This window comes from Nocardia sp. NPDC052566, assembly GCF_044547285.1.
Classification (GTDB): domain Bacteria; phylum Actinomycetota; class Actinomycetes; order Mycobacteriales; family Mycobacteriaceae; genus Nocardia.
The window spans coordinates 812,880-835,183 of record NZ_JBIUAF010000003.1 but is presented as its reverse complement, the minus strand read 5'-3'; the positions used below and the strand labels follow the sequence as shown (position 1 = coordinate 835,183).

General features: G+C 64.1%; 7 protein-coding genes (1 of these 7 only partly in view). 3 read left to right on the top strand and 4 right to left on the bottom strand.

From position 1 onward, the window contains the following. Nucleotides 1-114 precede the first annotated feature (114 nt). Nucleotides 115-558, top strand: a complete 444-nt coding sequence (dtd, locus tag ACIG5A_RS17825) for a D-aminoacyl-tRNA deacylase (RefSeq protein ID WP_397241290.1) — start codon at nt 115-117, stop codon at nt 556-558. Between the two features lie 31 nt (nt 559-589). On the opposite strand, the gene ACIG5A_RS17820 is transcribed toward dtd, so the two are convergent. From ACIG5A_RS17820 to ACIG5A_RS17805, 4 genes are read right to left on the bottom strand one after another with little or no spacing between them, the layout of a single operon-like run. After that, on the bottom strand, nt 590-1,411 hold the full coding sequence (locus ACIG5A_RS17820; RefSeq protein WP_397241289.1) for an ESX secretion-associated protein EspG: 822 nt from the start codon (nt 1,409-1,411) through the stop codon (nt 590-592). Continuing rightward, a complete protein-coding gene (locus tag ACIG5A_RS17815) occupies nt 1,408-3,468 on the bottom strand; it encodes a hypothetical protein (RefSeq protein WP_397241288.1) in 2,061 nt (686 codons plus the stop codon). Before ACIG5A_RS17815 ends, ACIG5A_RS17820 begins: the two co-directional genes overlap by 4 nt. Then, entirely contained in the window at nt 3,461-4,276 is an 816-nt protein-coding gene (locus ACIG5A_RS17810; RefSeq protein WP_397241287.1) for an ESX secretion-associated protein EspG, read from the bottom strand. The genes ACIG5A_RS17815 and ACIG5A_RS17810 overlap by 8 nt, the downstream gene beginning before the upstream one ends. Continuing rightward, nucleotides 4,276-6,081, bottom strand: coding sequence for a hypothetical protein (locus ACIG5A_RS17805; RefSeq protein WP_397241286.1), 1,806 nt, complete (start codon nt 6,079-6,081; stop codon nt 4,276-4,278). The genes ACIG5A_RS17810 and ACIG5A_RS17805 overlap by 1 nt, the downstream gene beginning before the upstream one ends. 321 nt (nt 6,082-6,402) lie before the next feature. Here ACIG5A_RS17805 and ACIG5A_RS17800 point away from each other — a divergent pair, with 321 nt between their 5' ends. Both ACIG5A_RS17800 and ACIG5A_RS17795 read left to right on the top strand, forming a co-directional pair. Next, nucleotides 6,403-6,897, top strand: coding sequence for a YbaB/EbfC family nucleoid-associated protein (locus tag ACIG5A_RS17800; RefSeq protein ID WP_397241285.1), 495 nt, complete (start codon nt 6,403-6,405; stop codon nt 6,895-6,897). A gap of 3 nt (nt 6,898-6,900) precedes the next feature. Continuing rightward, a protein-coding gene (locus ACIG5A_RS17795) for a C2 family cysteine protease (RefSeq protein WP_397241284.1) crosses the window boundary here: on the top strand, nt 6,901-22,304 show its 5' portion. The gene runs 11,914 nt beyond the window's last position; 15,404 of the gene's 27,318 nt are visible here — the first part of the coding sequence; its start codon is at nt 6,901-6,903; its stop codon lies off the right edge, out of view.

The following is a 22,304-nucleotide window of genomic DNA, read 5'->3' as shown; positions in this document are numbered from 1 at the left end:
CAACAGAATTCGGTTTCCGAATCCATCACCCGCGGATCAGCGAACCATCATCGGCCCCGCCGCTGACCGGACCACCCGCCGATGCCACCGGCGGGCAGGGCATGATCCACCGATGTGCGAATCCTGCTGCAACGAGTAACCATGGCCACGGTATCCGTCGACGATGAGATCGTCGGCCGGATCGACCCCGCCGCACACGGTGCACCGCACGGGTTGCTCGCGCTTGTCGGCGTGACCCATGACGACACCGAGGCGACGGCAAAAGCCTTGGCGGACAAGCTCTGGCGGCTGCGCGTCCTGGACGGCGAACGCTCCGCCGCCGATCTCGACGCCCCGATTCTGGTGGTCAGCCAATTCACCCTCTACGCCGACACCGCCAAGGGCCGCCGCCCCTCCTGGTCGGCGGCCGCCCCCGGCGCGATCGCCGAACCACTGGTCGACGCCTTCGCGCAGGCGCTGCGCGACCTCGGCGCCACCGTCGCCACCGGACGGTTCGGCGCGCACATGCACATCGAGCTGATCAACGACGGCCCGGTAACCCTGCTCCTCGAAGGCTGACCGGACCGCCGATGCTGCCGTTGATCAGCGATCACCACCCGGCGCTCGCCGACCGGTTCCTTTCCCGAAGAGAGTCTGAATCCCCTGCTTCCCAGTGTGTTTCGAGTCGTTCGACCATTTCTCCGATCGCCTCGTCGATCATCTCGATCAGCCTGCGCGCTTTGACGCCCGCCGCAACCGGATTGACGCCGACCGGAATCACATAGCGGCCGTCGTCGGACAGGTCACGCCAGCCCAGCGCCCGCGACCCCATCCCGCGCGGCCCGAACTTCGACCTGCCCTGGCAGACCGTGATCATGCCGATGGATGTGGTCGGCGCGCCGAGGAACCGCGTGCTGCGTTCCAGCGAAGCATCGCCCTCATCGGCCACGATCGACCTGGTCTGATGGAAGGAGCTGTCGGGCTCGGGCCCCTCCACGATGGTCACGTTGCCCCACTGGCCCGGCGGGGTCTCGGGCAGTGCGGCAACGATCGCCGCCGCGATACCGCGTGGCTGAATGTCGGCGATCGTGAATCCGCCACTGTGCCAGATGGTTTCACCGGGCAGCTGGGTTACCACATAGGCGCTCGAGCCCGCGCGCGCGGCATGCACCCGGATCCGACCGGCCGGATTCTCCCAATCCGCGGGATCCCAGCCGTCCACCGCAACGTAAACGTCGGGGAGGTGCAGAGTCTGGACCATCTGGGCCAGGAATCCATCGGCGCGCAACTGCTGCCACACCTGATGCACCTCGCGCTCGTAATCCTCCCGGCATGGGGTGCGACTCATGAAGGTGAACGGCGTCGGCAGCCGCTCGCCGGTATACCGCTCCCACACCGCACTGAATTCGAGATCTGTCAGCGTTCTCGTCACGGCGACGGCTCGATCACTGGCTTCATCGCGGGAGGCAACGGGCCGAATCCTTCCTCGAGATGTTCTTTGGAATCCAGATACTTGGCGCGCTTGTGCTCCCCCTTGCCCTGGTTGGCCGCGCCCGGTGCACCCGCACCCGGAGCGCCGGGCGGCATGCCGGCGCCCGCGCCCGACATGCCTGGCCCCGCGGCGCCCGCGCCCACCGGTAGGCCCGCGGCGGCGCCCGGAAGTGCCACGCGCGGGAAAAGTTTCGAGGACTGCGAAGCACCGGGGGCGGACGGCCCCGCGCCGGGACCGCCACCGATCGCGCCCGCGCGACTACCAGGTCCGCCCGGTCCGCCCGATCCACTCGTCCCGTCCAGCCTCGGTACCCCGGGCAGTCCAGCCATCGCCTTGGCTGCCTGATCCGCCTTGGCGGCCGCGTCGGCGGCACGCATCCGCTCCGCGGCCTGCGCCTGCGCGGCTTGGCTCGCGGCATTGGCGGCTTGGCTCGCGGCATCCTTTGCCTCCGATCCCGGGCCGTTCCCGGAACCCGGCGCGCCATCGCGGGATGACGGTCCACCAATGGTGGGCAGACCGGGAACGGATGGGCTCGACACGGGCGGCGTGTACTCGGGTAGCGGGCCCGAGCGGGCCGAGGGCGGCGGCGGAATATCGACATCCGGCATCGGACCTCCGATTGTCGGCGGTGGGATGTCCAGACTCGGCGGTGGTGGAACACCCGCGCCCGACGGCATCGGAACGTCCGCGCTCGACGGTGACGGGATATCCACGTTCGGCGGCGGCGGGACATCCACGTTCGGCGGCGGCGGGACATCCACATCCGGAACGCCCGACCCGCCGCCGATATCTCCGCCCCCATCGGGAAAGAGCGTCTTCAGCAAATCGCTCAGGTCGGGCTTTTCGTCACCACCGCTCTTGTCGACATCGATGTCATTGTCACCATTTTTGCTGTCACCGGGTTTGTTGTCGTCTTTATTGCCGCCACCCCCTATAGCGGGCGGCGCGACAAGACTGACGAACTCCTTCTTACTATTGTCTATACCGTCGGCGTAGTGCACCTTGAAATTTTCCTGATACCCGGGAAGCTTCCGCGCCTCATCGACGATATAAACGCCGTCACCCCTGCCTTCATGATCACCGGGCCGATTGCTGTTGTTCCAGTGAACGTACTTCTCTTTCGGCGGGTCGGGATACGGCTTGGTCGGCATGGAAAGTCGCGTAGTATGCAGCCATTCCGATGTGTACTTCAAATTGGCCGCCATGATCTTCATACCTTCGGCCAAATTGTTCACCGTGACACTGTATTTGCTCACCGCGCTGGCGGCCGCCGTCGCCCCCGGGCCCTCCCACTTGTCGGCCTTCGCGGTCACCAGATGCTTGTCGAGTTCCGTAACGGACGCGGTGATCGTCTCGTGCCCCCACTTCCAAGCGCCGCCCGCCTCTGCGGCCAATTGCGCTTTCGAAGGTGTCCCACCCAGCTCCTGCCCAAGCTTGTAGAGCTTGTTCCATTCTTGAGCACTCGGCGTTTCGGTCGCGAAGGTTATCGTTTCCGATCCATTGTTCGAGTCATGTTTCGGGACGGAGTCGGAAGGCGGCTTGTATTTCTGCGGCGTATAGACCACATTCGGCGCCGGATCTTTCGTGATCTTCATGCCGTCCAGGTACTTCATCGTGTCGGCCGACTTTCCGTCGGCATCACCATATGCCCGTCCGGCATCGCGAAATGCCTCACCCATCGCAGTGAGCAGCGCGACATGCGATTCCAGGATCTTGACCAGGTTTTCCGCTTTGTCGTTGAACGCCTTGGTCAGAAAGAATCCCGAATCCATCGACCCGAGCTGGGGTAGGGTAGCGGCCTTCTTGCTGATCTCGTTTTTGATGGCCAGCAGCATGCCGATCATCACATTGCAACCGTCGGCGCACTCCTTGGCGGCGCTGGGCTGGAACTTGAGTTCTCGATCGGCGACCTGCTTCTGGATCTGGCCTATGGTCAGCTCAGGCGGGTTAGCGGGCTTGTCCGGGGGCGTGGGCGGTTTCTGGGGATCGTCAGCCACCGTATCGCCTTCCCGCTATCGAATCGCCTGTTTCCCAATGGGTTTCGAGTCGATCCACCATCAGATCGATCGCCTCGTCCAGCACTCCGATCAGTCGCTGAGTTCCGGTCCCCACAGCGATCGGGTCGTCATCGTGGACGATCACATAGCGGCCGTCGTCGGGCAGGTCGCGCCAGCTCAGCACCTGCTCGAGGATGCCGCGCGGACCGAACTTCGACCGGCCCTGCCGGACGATGATCTCCCCGGTGGTCGTTGCGGGCAGCTCCAGAAACCGCCTGCTGTTGACCTCACGGGAGTCGTCACCGTCGAGCAGCAGCGGGCCGCGGTACTCACCGTCGTCGTCGGCCTCCGGCTCGGCCACGATCGGCACATTGGATCGTCTACCGGCCGGAACCGCGGGCAGGGCCGCGACCACCGTCGCGCCGAGGCCGCGCGCATCACATTCCGCGATGGTGTAACCACCACTGTGCCCTACGGTCTCGCCGGGCAGCTGGCTGAGCACATAGCCGGATGCGGCGGAGCGCGCGGCGACGATTCGGATCCGTTTGCCCGGGTTATCCATATCGTCTGCACACCAGCCCCGAGCGCTCACGAATACGTCAGGCCGACATACCGTTTCGATCGCACCGACAACCTCGGTCGGCACGCTGTCGCGCAACCGTTCCCACACCTGCACTTTCGCCCGCTCGTACTCGTTGTGCCCGGTGTATCGGCAGGTGTAGGTGAACGGATAAGGCAGCGGAAGGTCGGTGTTCCGCTCCCACAGCACCATGAAGTCGAGATCGCTGAACGACCAGGTCGCGGACATCAGTCGAGCACCGGTTTGACCGCGGCGGGTTCGATGCCGAATTCCTCCAGGAACTCCTGCTCCACCGGCTTGTTGCGCCGATCGGCCGAATGCCCGCCGGTACCAGTGGATCCCGGCGCGCCAGCGCCCGCCGCACCGGGGCCCCAGCTGCCAGGCGGCGCGAGTACTTGACCATCTGGGGCCGGAAGTGCCGCTCGCGGAAAAAGTTTCGATGCCTGCGGCGGCGTGACCGAGGGCACCTCAGCTGCCAACGGCAATACCTGACCACCCCCCTTCGGACCGGGAATGCCCGCACCCGGAACACCACCGAGCTCCGGCACCTTCAGCCCGGCGGCAAGGTTGGCGGTATGGATCTGCACAGCCGCCTGCGCGATCTGCCCCACGGTCTGCCCCACGGCCTGAATCCCTTGGGAGAATGCGCTGATCAGCGGGCCGATGATGTTCTGGTTCGCCGATCCGGGGTCCGGAGCAGGCCGCGGCGATCCACCGGGGTTGCCGGGCTTGGGATCACCCGGTTTCGGATCACCCGGTTTCGGATCACCCGGCTTGGGATCACCCGGTTTCGGATCACCCGGCTTGGGATCACCCGGTTTCGGATCACCCGGCTTGGGATCACCCGGTTTCGGATCGTCCGGCTTCGACGTCCCCGGGGCCGAGCCACCACCTGACCCGCCACCGCTGCCTGGGCCACTCCCACCTGGCGAACTCTCGCCGCCTGGCCCCTTGTCTCCAGGTCCCTTGTCCGCGGGCGACTTATCTTTGGGCCCATTGTTCGCGGGCGACTTATCTTTGGGCCCATTGTCCGTGGGCGACTTATCTTTGGGCCCATTGTCCGTGGGCGACTTATCTTTGGGCCCATTGTCCGTGGGCGGCTTATCCGCCCCTGCCGGTTCGGGCAGTCGCGGAAACAGCTGATCGGAATTCTGCAGACCCTCGCGGAATACCTTGTCATAGATCTCGCGATATGCCGCGAGCGTTTTCTCGTCCTCCTGCGCGGGCATGACTCCCAACTGAGTCCACGTCGCATTCAGCCAGTCCGCGGTATATTGAGCATTGTCGATGACTATTTTCATGGTGTCGCGCAGCTCTTGCACCGACGAGTAATATTGACCGACCGCCTTGTGCGCCGCGGCAGCAGCCTTGCCCGTCCAGCGGTTCTCTTTTATCTCTTTGAACTTGTCCTGCAGCTTGCCCGCATCATCGACATACTCTTTGGCCGTCGTCTCCCAGACATACTTCAATGTCATCATGGTGTTCACATCGATCGACTGCGCAAGGCTGTACAGCATGGACCATGACATACTGCTCGCCGGATCCGGATCAATGGTGGCTTTATCCATCCCGGCGCCAAACTTAGGAATAGTCGGCTTGTTCGGTTTGGCTCCCCCTGGATGCGTCTTATCGGTCGAGGGAATGAGTATCACATTCGGCGGGGATGGTTTGAAAGATATGTCGTCGAGTGATTTGAACCAGTCAGCCGAATCATGTTCGTTCGCGGCGAAAGCCTTGCCCGCGGCAACGAAGGTCTCACCCATATCGGTGAGCACCGTGAGATGCTTGCCGAGCACGGCGCCGAGCTGGACAGTCTTGTCGTCGAATTTCTTCGCGAGCGCCTTGCCCGAATCCCGATTCCCGATTCCGACGACCTTCGGCGTCTGACCGACCCAATTCTTGAAGCGTTCGGTCCGGGTGATCAGTTCCGCAATAGCCTTCGCAACATCCAGCGCGACACCCGGGTCGAGCTGGAGGTACTTGTCCTTCGCCTGCTGTTCGAAATAGGACCACGAACCCGGTTGGCTGACCACCGCTACTCCCGTCGACAATCTCTGCACACTGCGATCTCGGACCACCACGCCACTGAGAGCAGCCGTCGCGCACTAGAATTGAACACCCGGGTCGCTCATCGGCGGATCATCGTGAGCTCATCGCCGGATCACCGAGCGCTATCGGCCCGAGTGGACCTCATTTCGCCGTCATTCATGCATCATCGCCGCGGGAAAGCGCAGGATATCCAGGCGCGCAACGACTTCGAGGGCGCTTACGCCCGATGGTTCATGGGTAACGTTGCCACATGATGCCGCATGTGCGCCGCATTACCGCAAATCCGGATGCCGCAGGAGAAAGTCATGGCGAACGAAGCGGCGAAATCGGATCTCGCCGACCTGATCGATACCGTTCAGGCTCACGTGCGCTCGCTCGCGAGCGCCCATGAGCAGCGAGCTCAGCTCACCGCGAGCGCCACCGCATGCGATAAGCGAATCCGCGTCACGGTCAACGCCGATGGTGTACTGATCGACACCACCTTCGCCGACGACATCGCCGACCTGACCTACGACGAGATCGCCGCGGCCATGACCGAGGCGGCGCAGTCCGCGGCGGCAAAGGTGAAAGCCGAAGCCGAACAGCTGTTTCAGCCGCTGCAGAAGCAGCGGTCACGGCTGCCCAGCCTGTCCGAGATGGTGCCAGGACTGCCGGATCTGCGCGATTCGAGTCTCCAACCGCGCACCGCGCCGACCACGCCACCCGGCCATCCGGATCGACAGCGGGACAATGTCACCCAGTTCGATGATGTCGTGCCGCAACCCGTGCACCGGTCGGTCGTCGCCGACGCCGATTGGTAGTCGATGACGGTCACGATTCCCTCCTGGCTGGAGTGGACCAGCTGGATCGCGGGTTCGGCCTGGCCGGAGGGCGACGAAACTCAACTGTTCGAGATCGACCAGGAATGGAAGGCCGCCGCGCGGGAACTGCGCGCGATCATTCCAGAGTTGCAGGACGCCACCAGAACAACGCTGATGTCCTACTCCGGCGACGGGGCCGAGGCGATGCGCACCGAGTTCGCGGGCCTGTTCGCCGGTGATACCTCGATCGAAGCGATGGCCAAGCGCCTCCACGAATTCGGCGAGTACGCCAGAGATGGCGGCGCCCAGATCGAGTACAGCAAGCTACAGATCCTCACCACACTGGTCATCGTCGCCATCGAAATCGCCTGGGCCCTGTCGACATTGTTCGGCGCCGCGACGATCGGCGCGATCGAGACAGCGGGACAGGCCGCGACACGCGTCGCCGCCACCACGCTATTGAGTCGTCTCGCCGCCATGGGCACCCGGCAGGCCCTCGTCTCGTTCGCGAAGAAGGCGGCCATCGGTGTCGCGTTCGGCACCGCCACCGGTGCCGCGCAGGAGCTGGTGGTTCAGGGCATTCAGATCGGACGCGGACATCGCGATTCCATCGACTGGGCACAGGTCGGCATCACCACCGCCATCTCGGGCATCAGCGCGCTCGTTGCCTTCCCGGTGGGTTACGCGTTCGCGGGCGCGATGACCGCACCGAAGAGCGCGTGGGGTGCCGCGTGGCGAGCAGGTGCGAGCGCCATCGTCGCGGGGACCGCGGGCATGGGTGCGGGCTATGCCGCCGGTGGACTCATGACCGGCAACTGGGATTTCGATCTCGCCATGGTCGTCGGCGGGATGGCGGGCGCGTTGAGCGGCAGCGTGGAGGGGGTCAAGAGTCACTTCACGCCGCACAAACTGAACCCGTCCGCCCCGCTCCCGGCTATCGACGGCAGCCTGCCACACCCGTCCGGCTCGGGCGATGCGACGGTCAGCGCCAAACCGGGCTCGAGCGACGCGAACGTCCGGCCGAACCCGGCCGCCGGCGCCAAGCCGAACCCGGGCGAGACAGTCTCGCGCGCGACTACCCCCGACAAGGCAGCGACCGACCGCAAGCCGACCGTCGACCAGAGTTCGGCGTCATCGAAAGGCAGTCCCCAACAGTCGAATTCGCCGCAGCAACGCGGTGAATCACGGCCGCGCACCGACGGCTCCAGCCCCCGCGCGAGCATCGATTCCTCCAGTCCGGCCGGCACGGGGAAGCCCGGTTCTGTCACGGCGCCGCACACCGGACCGGCCAAGCCGACCAGCGTCGAGCACAACCCCGCGCCGGGACAGCGCAGCGGTTCGCCCTCCACCACTGGCGAATCCACGACCAAACCCACGATCCCACCGCAGCGCGGCGCGGGTCTATCCGGCAGCACCGAAGCCACGTCCGGCGGCAGTAGGCCGGTGCAGCGCAGTGGATTGCCGGGCGGCACCGTGGAGAACAGCAACAGCAGGTCGGCGCAGCAAAGTGGATCATCCTCGGTCAGTAAGGAATCCGCGACGACCAACGACAGGTCGGCATCGCGGTCTGCCCTCCCCGGCACCGCACGCGAATCCGGTGATCGGGCCGAGGCGGACACCGCACGGTCGACCGGGATCGCCGCGCGCTCCGGACAGTCCTTCGATGTACCCCTCACCGCGGCGGTAACAGAACCGATCTCGACGACCGAGCCGACCACCACCCACGCACTGTCGAACACCGAACACGCCATCGCTTCGGACGGCTTCGAACCCATCCCGCAGTGGGTGCTGGATGATGTCGTCCTGGTAACGGAGCCCGACCTCACCAATGTTCCCGCGCCGCAGGGCTATCAGTGGGAGAGCATGGTCCGCAACGGCAACTGCCTCCTGCAAGCGCTCGCTCTCGCCGAAAGGGTGCCGGGCCGCACCCCTGCTCAACTCGACGCCCGCATCCGAGAGCTGCGCCGCGATCTCGCCGATTCGATAGCCACCAACTTCGAGACGAATCCCGAACGCTATCTGGGGATCTCCCTCGAAGAGTTCCCGGCCCAGCTCGAGCAACTGCGCGGCAACGAGTTCTACACCAACGACCTCTATGACTTCATGGTGTACGAAGCCGCGCCGCACCTCGGCATGAATCTCGAAGTCCATCGGGCGGGTGGTGCGGAGCCGCGAACACAGGGCGTGGATTACCTCGAGCGCGACGGCAACCGACACCATGACCGCCCGCCGAACTGGCAGCCCGATGCCACGTTGCTACTGATCGGCAATCATTACTTCCTCGCAGTGGCAGACCCTGCCGCAGCGCCCCATCACACGGCACAGGGGCCGCACACAGGACGAACACAGTCGCACACTCCGCCCGACACGTCGGCAGTGCCCGACGCTGATCAGGCACATACCGCCATCCCGCCGCAGACGTCGCCCCTACCCCATACCTACGACGCGGCTGCCCCGGTCCCACCACGGCCCTCCGCCCCGCCACCGCCCGAGACCGCCACCACCACAACCGAAGTCGCGCCCAAACCGGCAACCACAACAGACCCCGCGGTACACGGCGACGAAACGCAACTCCAGCACGGAGCGGATCGACCGCAAGATCCAGCACCACAACACCTTTCGCCCGACAGCCAGCGAGCGAATCCGGATGCCGCGCACCCGCTCACCTCCGCGCTCACACCGGACGCGCTCACCGATCTGCGTACGAGGTGGGACTCGTTGCTCGGCGGAATACCCGAGGAGCGGATTCACACCGAAACCGCCGATGCGATCGTCGCCGCGAAACAGAAGGCCGACAACGCCTTCCGTGCGTGGTCCGACCTGAGCCAGGCCGAACGCACCGCCCTGACCTGGAGCGAACCACATCGAGTCGGACGGACCGAGGGTCTCCCCGCGGGCGATCGCGACCTGGCGAACCGGACCGCGATCCATCGGGACTACAGCGCACTGAAGGACCGCGCCGCAGCCGGTGAGCGTTTGACAAAGGTCGAACAGCGGGCACTGACCAACCTCCGCGACACGATCCACCAGCTGAACGAATTCACCGATGCTGCAAGAGAATTGGTCGATATCCGCGGTACAGAGAACCCCTGGCCGCACGACGCACCGCCGAAGGTGCACGTACTGAGCTACGACGCCGCCGCGTATAACGGCCGGGGCCGCATCGTCCTCGCGATCGGCGATGTCGACACCGCGCATTCGGTCTCGTGGCATGTCGGTGGCGTCGGCACCAACCTGCTCAGGCTCGACTACAAGTTCAAAGCGGCGAGCAACCACTTCCTGGAGACCATCCGCTGGCTGGACAACGACAAGACCGCCGCATCGGTCGTCTGGATCGGTTACGAGGCCCCGCAGAGCACGATCAAGCCCGGCAACATCGTCAAGACGATCAAGAGCATCGTCACCCCCACCCTCGCACAGCAGGGCGGCGCGCGGCTGGCGCACGACATCGCGGTATTCAATGAAGTACGGCGTCTGCGCACATCAGCCGACTCAGCCGCGAATTCGCTGCCGCTCAACTACATCTTCAGCCACAGCTACGGCAGCGTCGCCACCTCCTACGCCGGACAGGGCGGGCGACTGAAGAGCGAGGTCAGCGCCATCACTCTGCTGGGGTCGCCAGGTGCGGGACCGCTGGCTCGATCGGCGGAATTCGGCCTGCCACCGAACAAGGTATTCGTGGCGTCCTCCGGCCGTGACCCGATCACCCAACTGGGTACCAGCAGGCAAGGCACCCGCAACCAACTCGTCGTCGCCGGGCTCGGCGTCGACCCGTCCACCAGAGACTTCGGCGCCACGCGATTGCAAACCGGTTTTCCTCGCGACTTCGGCAACCCGCATGGCGCCCACTCCAACTACTACCGATTCGAGGGCAGCGATCGCGCGAACGCCGGGAAGGCGTTGCGTTCCTTCGCCCGGATAGCGGCCGATCGCCCGCCCCTCGACGTCAAACCACCGCGCCGCAGTGGCACGTCGGTATACAGCGACATCGCTCGTCTGTGGGACCGAATCACCTCCGGCAATCCCTCGACAGCGCCCGGCAGCGAGGGCACCGCACCACATCAGCACCAGCCAACCACCCAGCACTCGGAGGCGACGCGCGCCACCGAGCCGCAACATCCCACCGCTGGAACACGACCGGACATTCGACCACGCACCTCATCGCGCCCTACCGCGAACGAGGCCCGCCCCGTCATCCCGCCACGCACCGACGGAACGCGACCGCACATACCGCCGCGCACCTCATCGCTACCCACGCATACCACGAGTCGCACAGCCGAAGCCGCACCGGCGACAGCCGAAGCCGCATCGCCACACGCACTCGAATCGACAACGAGCCCGGCGCACGGCGAAGAACCGCGCGACCACATCGGTGGCGTGTATCCGCCATCTGGCCGCTGGAAAGCCATGCCGCGCAACGGCGACGGCATGTTCCACGCCCTCGCCCACACCCTGGGCATGACCGACGCCGACGCACCCGGCGACCTGCGCGCCCACGTGGCCGGAACACTCATGGCCAACCGCGATGAGTACCTACCGTTCTTCGCCCCCGACTCGTTCGCCGAACGTCAACGCGCAGAGGACACTCGCCGCGCCACCTTCGACAGCGAAGACCATGACGAGGCCGCGCAAGCCACCGAACGCACCCGCCGCGCCGACTTCGACAAGGCGCGCGCGGACGAATACGATCGCCAGGTCGAAATCCTGCTCCTGACCGGCAAATTCAACAACGAGGTAGCAGACTTCGTACTGCCCGCCGCCGCCCGCGCCTTACAACTCAACCTGGTCGTGCTCCACCCCGGCGGTCACCGAACCCCACTGCTGCACGGAATTCCAGGCCAATCCACCCACTTCCTCTTCCGCGAGAACACCGAACAGGGCGCCTATCACGTCGCCGTCCACCGCGACGGCACCGTGGTCACCGACAACCCCGCACCGCGAAAAGCGGGTGGAGAATTCACCCCTGACCACGGTGAGACCTACTTCGGCGACGACCTGCTCGGCAAGCTGAATACCGAACCGTCCGCAAACACCCCGCGCCACACCAGCAACGTCCACACACAGCAACTTTCCGTATCGACACCCACCGCCACACCGATCAGCGTCGAAGCCGCCTCCCCCAGCCGTGCGCCGATCTCGGTCGTGGATCCGGCCCCCTCGGCGCCGCCCGACATGAGTCACCGCAACCTGACGTCCAGCATCGATGGCGTCGAGGCACCGAAAGGCCATGTGTGGGAACGAATTACGGATCTGACCGACTTCCTGTATCGAGTCGACCACATGGCGAAGACCCCCGACCCCGACGGTCGGACGCTGGCGATGGATACCCTGCGGCGGACCGTCGCGGCCGCGCTCGAGCATGAACGCGCGGCGATCTCGGATCAGCTGAGCACGGACAGCGCGAAGCAGCGCGACGCGCGCCCCAACGAGAGAATCGCACTGGGGCTGCGCATCGCTGGAGCGCGGCAGAGCATCCGACAGCTCAATGATCAGCTGCGAGAGCTACGAACGCCGTCGGGGCCCTTCGGTGGAACGCATGCCGATCCCCTCCTGCGGAAGGCCGCCGCCGCGACGTCGGCCCATGTCGAGATACGCAGTTGGAGCGGCATCGAACATCTCGGCACAGCCAAGCCGGGCAGCACGCACCCGGTACTCCTGCAGACCGATGATCACTACTATTTGGCGGTCGAGGCCCACGGGCTGAGTGCACCCCAGGGCACCGCCCCAGCGCTGGCACGGCAACCCGCGGCCGCGGTCAAGGTCCCGAACGAAGGCCTGATCCTCGTCGGCACGGATGGCACGACAATCCGGCTCCCCCGCACACAGACAGACCTCATCATGACGCCGATCCCCGGCGATAACGTCCATTTCTCTGTGCGTTACAACGACAAGGCAGTAGTTCTGCCGCGATCGATACTCGAAGCAGGCTTCAACGGCAATAGATGGCTCGGTAAAAGTGGCGGTATCCGATATACCGACCCATGGGGGCAACCGATCGAACTCGCGAACGGTGCCACCATCGCGGTCAAGCATGGTGAAGGTGATACCAAGTGGATCAGGGATCCGAGAGCCACCGAAGAGGAAAAGTGGATCCCGATCCGCGACACCGATTCGGCGCTACAGATACCAACGATAGAAGATCGAACGGATGCACCGGTTTTCCTCAGGAAGCCGGAGCCGTACACCGACCAACTGTGGATAACACCGGACGATGTCCGTCAGGGCGCACTCGGCGACTGCTATCTGTTCACCCCCCTCAAGGCCCTCGGCGGACGACCGGATCTGCTCCGGGAAATGATTCGTGAATATCCGGACGGCACGGTGGCCATACGATTCTTCGAGAACGGCGAACCCGACTGGACTCGCGTCGACAAGAATATCTACGTCCACTCGGAAACCCGACAAGGCCATTACGCCGGGCATGCTCCCGCGGACGGCCACCCGCCACTGGTCCCGGTGTACCGAGAAGCACTGTGGCCCACGCTCGTCCAGAAAGCGTACGCCGCGCGCTTCGGCGGCGAGAACGGCTACCAAGGCATAGATGGCGGCGGTCACGCCGGTATCACGGCGAATCGCCTCGGCCTCGGTTCCACCCTTCCGGACGGCAGCATCAACCGCACCGCGCGCTCGATCGATACCGGCTTTTATCTACACCCGATGCGATTCGCGCCGACAACGTTGGCAAAACAATTCGGGATACCATTAGAGCTGGCGCGACACGTCGTCGACTCCACCGATTCAATTCTCCATGAGCTCAATTCGATCGTTAAGCACCGAGAATTGCAGAAGGTGCATGGTAACGACATAGCCGCTTTGGACCGAGAGTACTCGGCGTTTGTTCGCGACGACTTTCAGGCGTTGCTCGACAAAATTTTCGGAGATCAATTCCGTGACGAAAAGAATCGCCTCACCGACTTTGTGAATTCCGTTTATTCGGAAGCCGGGCCAGATCGAAACATCCGCCACTTCGAACATATGAACAGGGCGGTAGCCGACACATTAGCCTCCGCACTGCGCAGCGATACAGCAGTCTTTCTGGGCACCCATACACTCGGGTCGGGAGCGGAGAACACCACCGCCGTCCCTGGCCTGGTCGGCCAACACTCGTACCTGCTGCTGGACATCGAAAGAGATGCGAACGGGCAACCCGTTCGGCTCATTGTGGAGAATCCCTGGAGTAATCAGCCGCGGGAAACCAATCCGACGCGACAAATCGCGCTGCTCGACAGACAAATCGCCGAGAAAAGTGCCGAGCTCGGGCCGACTATCGCCATGATGCGGCGAACGATCTCCGTTGCCGAAGAGCAGATCGCCACCTCGACGTCACAGCTCGATCAGCTGCGGCACGAGGCCAAGCGGCACCTGCCCACCGCACTCACCGGGCCCGATGAGGCAAAAGCAGCGGCCGTTCGGAATATCGCCGACTTGAACGAACGCATAAACTTGCTACGTCCAGAGATCGAAGACCTGCAAATTCTGGTCGATGACCATAAAACGCGGCTCGCTTCCCTGGAGCAACCCATCAGCGTCCTCGAGCTGCAGCGGGATACCGTGCTGCGCTGGCAAGCAGCCGGGGCAAAACCGTTCGATGTCTACCCGGACCCGGTACCCGGGATCGAGTACCGCATGTATGGCCCGAGCAACGTTCACGAGACACGCCGCGCGCGGGGAATCATCGCGATCGATCTGGAACATCTGCCCAAGTTCACCACGCTCTCCATGAGCGACCGCACCGCCAACGTCCCCCACGGATCAGCGCAGTCCCAACCCCCCATCGACCCGATGTCCTTACACGGCCCGGCCGTCGCCTCCGCCGACCCGGCGCACACAACCACCCCCACTGCCACTGCGGCACAGCACCCGGTCCATCCGACCGAAGTCACACCACCGCAACTCCCGCCCGAGCCAACCGTCGCCGCGATCGGGGCGACGGTCGTCGGCGAACGCCCTCACCCGGGTGGCGACATCCACGACCGCATCAACGGCGTCTACCCACCCGAGGGTCGCTGGATTTCCATGCCGGGTGAGCGGGACGGCGTATTCCATGCGATCGCCCGCGCATTGGGACGTACCGAAGCCGACGCACCTTCGGTGTTACGCGCTCTGGCAATCGACGAGCTGACCCGCAACCGGGAACTGTACCTCGGCAGGTTCCTTCCCGACGATCTCGCAGAACGGCAACTGACCGAGCAGCGCCGCCGTGTTGCCTTTGTGAACTCGACAAACAACCGCATCATCCAAGAACGCGAGCACACGCGGCGTCGCGAATTCGATACCTTGTTCGAACAGAACCGGAATTCCGCATACCACCGCCAGCTCGAACTCCTGCGCACGACAGGCACATTCGACCACACCGCGACCGACCAACTACTTCCGCTGGCAGCCCGTGCCGCAGGGCTCGAGCTGGATGTCGTCCAGTCCACCGACGGTCAGACACTCGCGCTACTACGCCGACCGGCGGCACCCGCCACACACGGACGGCTGACAACGCCCTCTGCGTACGTCCTACTCAGCGACGAAACCGCCAGTGGCCGATACCATCTCGCCGTCAGCGACAACGGCACCGCCGTCACCGTCAACCCGGACCACTACCGCAGGCGCGAATGGTTCGTGCCCGAACTGCACGAAACCTATTTCGGCAACTACACCGACGACATCGTGCGGGCGCCTGCGGAACCATCGGCGGTGACCCCGACTCCGCCTGCACATGTTCGAGTAGACGATGGACAGCTCGTACTGATCGACGCGGACGGGAAGGTGTTTCAGCCGACAAAGGAGTATTTGTGGTTCGTCCAGTCGTCAGATGAGCACCACCTCACCATTTCGGTGCAGGACGAGTCGGTTCGGCTACCCAGGTCGCTTCTGCAAGACAACTTCATCGTGGCAACCATCTTCGACGGTATGACAGTCCTCTCGTGGGACGGCAGCGGCGGTGGTATTCGATATGTCGACCCGCTCGGCACGGTGGTCCGGCTATCGAACAGCACACCGATCATCGCCCTGCCGGGCGAAGGGAACAGCCTGTCGATCCGGAGCCCCCAGAACCGCGACCCGTCGGCATGGCTCGAGGTTCAGGATCCGGCCGGAGCGTTGCGCATGCCGACGTTGGCCGATCGCAGCGGCGAACCGCTGTTCGGACCGGACGGGCCGCATCCTGACGATGCCGTACAGGGCGGGGTCGGCGACTGTTTCCTGATCGCCGCCATGAAAAACCTTGCCGAGCACAATCCGAACGCCATCATCGAGATGTTTCACGACTACGGTGACGGCACCGTCGGCGTCCGATTCTTCTACGACAACAGACCGCACTGGGTCCGCGTCGATCAGCAAATCTATGTCGATCCGCACAACGGGTACGGCTACTACGCGGACCATCGGCCTGGAGAGCCGCTATGGGCCGCGCTGGTCGAGAAGGCGTACACGATCGCCTTCGGCGATGAAAATGGCTATCACAGCATCGATTCCGGCTATTCCGCCCTTGCCAGTTCTCGATTGAGCAACGATTTCTACGACACCGATCATTGGCTGCTGCAGAATCCTTGGCGCGCGACAACCGACGAAATGTTCCTGTCCCCCATGCGATTCGACGCGGACACATTGCAGCGACAGTTCAGCGAGACGATCCGCCAGCGGATCGCCCGCGACCTGCGCGCGCAGATCACACAGACCATCGCGAGCATCAGCACGATCGAGAGAGGTAGCGAATATTCGCGCGAGCGGATCATCCAAAACCTTCGTAACGGTTTTGCCGAACTCAGAGCGGAGTTCCAGGGCACACAGAACCTGCCTGCCGTGTCCGCACTCATCGATAGGATGGGCGCGCAAACCGCCGATATCATGCGCCAGAAGCTCCCGCCCCTCATCATCGGCCGGAATTTCACCGCCGCTGAGCGACTCCAACTCGCCGCAGCCTTGCACAACCAGCTCGAGACCGATCTCCATCAGCGGGTCACCGAGGCTGTCCAGCACAGCGGGATCCGCAGTGATATCGCGTTCGCTCGCAGGCTGATCGACGCCGAATCCGCTTGGCAGCAACACTATGCGGATCGGACGGCGGAGAAACAAGCAGAGCTATGGACGGCTCCGGTCGAGGAGTTCCTCCAGTACTCGATCGAGAAACCCAGAGTCTGGACCGAGTTCTATCATGCGCAGTTCAATGATTTCCTCGGACAGCACTTCGGGGAGTGGCCGCTGGAGATCCGTGCCGCGACCGAGTACATCCAGGCCGTCTACCCCAAGCCCGATACGCCCGCCAACCTGACCGATTTCCCGATCCTCACCCAGGCGGTCGGACACCAGATCGCACAAGCGTTGGCGCGCGGTACCGCGGTGACCGTAGGCACTCATAAACCCGACACGGGTCCGCTAGTGGGCAATCACGTGTACTCGGTCATCGGCATCGAACGGGATGACCATGGCAATCCCGCTCGAGTCATCCTGGAGAACCCTTGGAACTATCGGCTGCCCGGCGCTCTGCTTCCACCGAGTTCGCCGGATCCAGTCCCCGGCATCGAATACCGCAGGGGCGACCAACACGCCCCGGGCGGGTCACGTCGTGGGCCCGGGATCATTGCGGTGGATCTGACGCATGTCGTCAAGTTCGCCGCACTGCAACTGTCCGGCAGTGGTGAAGTTCATCGGCTCGGGCACGACGTCGTTCCTGCACGGGAACCGGCCGGCCCCGCACTCCCGCCGGTGGCGGCCGAACCGCAGACCGCGCAGCAGCCCGACCATTCCAGCGAAACAGACCGGCGTGCATCGCATCTGGAAGTGGAGGAATTTCCGGAACCAGGCAACCCCGTCCCGGTTCCCGTCAAAGTGCTTGGGCGCGAACTGATACTGGTCGCCGAGGACGGCAAGGTCGTCCCTCTGCGCGAGGCGAAGCCGTTGCCCGGCCGGTTCACCGATGACGACCACTACGCGATGGAAATCCCTGCCGGACCGATACGAGTGCACACCTCGCTCCTGGAGCAGGATTTCATCACCGATCCCGCCACCGGAACCCTGCACTGGCAAGGAAACGAAGGCGGCATTCGATTCATCGACGGCCTCGGAAATCCGGTGCTGCTGCGCAGTGACCAGGCGATCGTGGCAGTGGCCGAGCAAGGCACGAACAAACTGATCCGCGACCCGCGAGAGCCGAATTCCGCTGCATGGATTCGGATCGACGATCCGGACAGCGCACTGTCCCTGCCCGAGCTCGTCGATCGCCGTGACGACCCCCTGTACCCGCCGAGCGGCCTGCCCCGCCCCTTCGACGCCTGGCAAGGCAACGTAGGCGACTGCTACCTGATCGCCACGCTGAAAAGCACTGCCGAGCAAAACCCGCGTGCGATCACCGACATGATCCACGACTACGGCAACGGCTTCGTCGCCATCCGGTTCTTCGACGAGGGTGACGAGGTGTGGGCCGTCACCGACAAGCACATCTACGTCGACCCGAGCACGCAGGACGGCTATTTCGCATGGCACCGCACCGGCGAACCGCTGTGGCCCGCCCTGATCGAGAAGGCTTATGCCTTGGCGTTCGGTGACGGTAACGGGTATCAGGGCATAGACGGCGGCAACGCGGGTACGGTCGCGGCGCGATTGATTCCCGATGTCGACGATCGCGGGTGGCGGCCGCAGCCGGTCCGCACCATCGAGGACCAAGAATTCCTGTCGCCCATGCGTTTCGACCTCGACACGCTGCATGCGCAAGTCACTGAACTGGTGCGCAAAGCCGACAGCGGGGCTGCCGCGGACATCGAGTTCTCCCGCCGACTTCTCGCCTCGGAACGCGTATGGGATCGGTATCACGACAACGGCACTCACGGGGCGTGGTACCGGCTATCCGACGACGAGCGGTCGGCACTGCAGCACGACACGAATGCGATGAGAAATTTCTGGCGCGACTACTTCGCCACACGCTTCCAGGAGTTTCTCGAGCGCCGATTCACGCAGTGGCCCACCGAGACCGCCGCGCTCCAGGGCTACATAGAGGACATATACGGCTTACCCGGTCACGAGGCCGGACGATCCGACTTCTCGGTGCTGGCTCGAGCGGTCGCACATCGGATCGACTACGCGTTGCAGCGTGGCACCGTCGTCACGGTCGGTACGCACGAATTCGGTACGGACACCGACACCGCCTCCGGACTGGATGGCACCCATGTCTACTCGGTCACCGGCGTGCGGAAGTCCGCGGATGGATCGCCCACACACATCCACTTGGCGGATCCGAACCAAGACGGTTCCCGATTCCTGGCAGTCGAACTGCGACACCTGGCCAAATTCACGATTCTCGACCTCACCGGCGCAGGCGCCCACGGTCTCTACGGACCGGATACCGAACAATCGCCCCGATTCGCGGTGCAGCACAAGGTATCTGCCCACCACACACCGGATAGCCCGGCGCTATCCGCCGTTGCCGAAGAGGTACCCGCACCCCATGGCGAAGTGCGGGAAGCCGTGGCTCGCAACAACGGCGACATCCGCGATCACATCAACGGCATCTACCCACCCGAGGGTCGCTGGGAAGCCATGGCGGCCAATGGTGATGGCGCTTTCCACGCTATCGCTCGCATCATCCGGACAGGGAGCGACAGCACCGCGACCGCCGATTCCGTGCGGGCCGAGGTTGTCCGAGAGTTGGTCGCCAACCGTGAGCACCATCTCGAGGCCGGACGGTTCGCCGCACTCGAAAGCGCGGAGCACTTCCGACGAGAAGTCTTCGATCTCGATGAGCACGACCCCGTTGCGAGCCGGGCCGAGACGGCTCGACGCTCTCTCTTCGATCAGACCTTCGACCAGTTGCTCGCAGCGCAGTACCAGCAGCACCTCGAAACTCTGCGCACGACTGGACCTTTGGAATCCACTGAGGTACGTCCACTACTCCCCGGTGTGGCACGTGCGTTGCGGCTGAACCTCGACATCGTCGACTCGACAGGCGAGACAACGTCATTGCGGCATGGAGCGCCCAATTTGCCGGCACATGTCCTGTTCCACGACGCCGACAGCGGGCACTACCACCTGGCTGTACAGCGCGACGGCAGACCTGCCCGCACAAACCCGCGGGGACAGGGTGACTGGTTCGCCCGCGACCTCGACGAAACCTTCTTCGGCGACCATCTCCTCGCGCAGCTGGAGTTCGAGCCCTTCCAGGAACCGAACCTCCCGACGCCCACGGCCGCATCGAAGCTCGCTGTGCCACCGCCGATCCCGTATCGCGTACACAGGGACGACCTCGTGTTGGTCGGCTCCGACGGCGGAATCGTCCGACTGAGCAGGAACAAGCCGGTCGTGGCCGCGACCTTCCTCAACGGCCACTACGAGGTGGTCACCTCGCACGGGAAGGCACGACTACCAGAAGCGCTCGTCGAAGAGGTCCTGGGGGTGCGCCGTAAGATCGGCGGCGGCCCGAGCTCCGTCGTCTTGAAGTGGGAAGGGACAAACGGCGGCATCCGGTTCATCGATCAAGGCAGACAGGTGGTGTATCTACCGCACACCGAGCCTGCTGTCCTGAAACCCCCGTCGGGGGACCAGGTCGGATGGTCGATCAGGGATCCGAAGAACCGCGCTGAGAATGCCTGGATTGCGGTCAAGGACCCCAGCGAAGTACTGCACATTCCGGTGTACGTCGACCGCAGCACCGACCCATTGTTCGGATCCGGCAACCAGCCACATCCTGACGATGTCGGCCAGGGGCGCGCAGGCACCTGTTACTTGCACTCCGTTCTCCAAAATCTGGCCACCCATCGCCCGGAAGCGCTCCGCGAGGTATTCCACGAATACGGAGACAACACCATAGGTGTCCGACTCATTGTCGACGGCGACGTGCGATGGGTCCGGGTGGACAAGCACATATATATCGATCCGCAGACCCGCGAGGGCTACTACGCCAAACATGCGCCGGGTGAACCACTGTGGGCCGCGTTGTTCGACAAGGCGTATGTGGCAGAATTCTGCGGCGGCAATGGTTATGCCGGCATCCGCGGTGGTTACCCCCATGAAGTCGCCCAGCGCCTGCACAAGGGTTTCTACCTGGCAGGCGATGAGAGCGTGCAGCGGCCCGTGCTCAGCGTCAAAGACGGCTCGCCACTGTCACCTATGCGATTCGGCGAGGAGGCGTTGCACGAGCAGATCGGCGTGATCATGCGCTCGGCACTCGAAAAGGAATTGCTCCAGCAATTCGATAGAGCGTTCACAGATTTCGCCGAGACCGGCGGACCTCTCGACACCGACCTGGCACAAGGCAACCTGACTACCGCATTACGTCGCGCAAGCACGAGAACTCTCTTGGAATGGTTCTCGTCGAACCCCACCGAATCCGAACGAAATCTCATGGAAGACCTGAACGGCCGGATCGCCCGGAGCGTGCGTGAGCATATTTCCGCCGTGGTTGTCGAGCTCAACACCACACTCGAATCCCAGGCAAAATATGATGCGGTCACCAATCTTGCCGACCGCTTGGTTTCCGATACCAAGAATTTCGTCGGCGACAACATCAAGGCCGATATGGAGTTCGTCCGCCGACTGTTGAGCGAGGATCGCGCCTGGCACGGCCACCACGAAACCGAGCTCGCACGACGAGCGCAGCAACTCACTCCCACAGAGCGGTCACGATACAGAGCTGATCCATCAGCGATGGAAGAGCTCTATCGCGAACACTATCGCGACACCTTCCTGACGTTTCTCGAGAGAGACCAGTTCAGCGATTGGCCGCGAGAAAGAGCGTCCCTCGGGGCCTACATGCGGGCCGTGTACGGCGATGATGCCTCCGCCGACGCATCGGCCGCGTTCACTGTCCTGCCCCAAGCGCTGGCCCGCCGAATCGAGGAGGCCTTGGCTCGTGGCACTTCGGTGAACCTGGGTACATTCCGGTTCGGGCCGGGTCGGGAGAATGTCACCGCGCAGCCCGGATTGATCGGCGGCCACGCCTATTCGGTGATCGGCGTCGAATCAGGCACGGACGGACGGCCAGCGCGCATCATCCTCGAACAGCCGTGGAACCACCGGCTGCCGCAGCATGACCTCATACGACGCCAGCCGGAACCGCTGGCAGGCGTCGAGTACCGCACACAAGACACAGTGAACCCCGGTGGCCTTCGCACCGGGCCGGGCGTGATCGCGGTCGATCTCCATCATCTGACCATGTTTCGCGACTTGTACATGGTTGGCCCCGGCGCGCCGAATCTGCCCGAGGCGAAACGACCGGCCGACCTGCTGGCCCCCGCTGCCACGCCGACCGTGCCATCGCCCACGCCGCCGACCGCATCCATACCGGATCATTCGGATGCCGGCATCGAGTCGCCGTATCCCAGCCCGCAGGAAACCACAGCTGCCCCCGAAAACGCTCCGCTGATTCCGCCCACACCACCGCTGGTCGACCACGGCATGCCGTCCGCGGACGCCTGGCCGACTGGAGC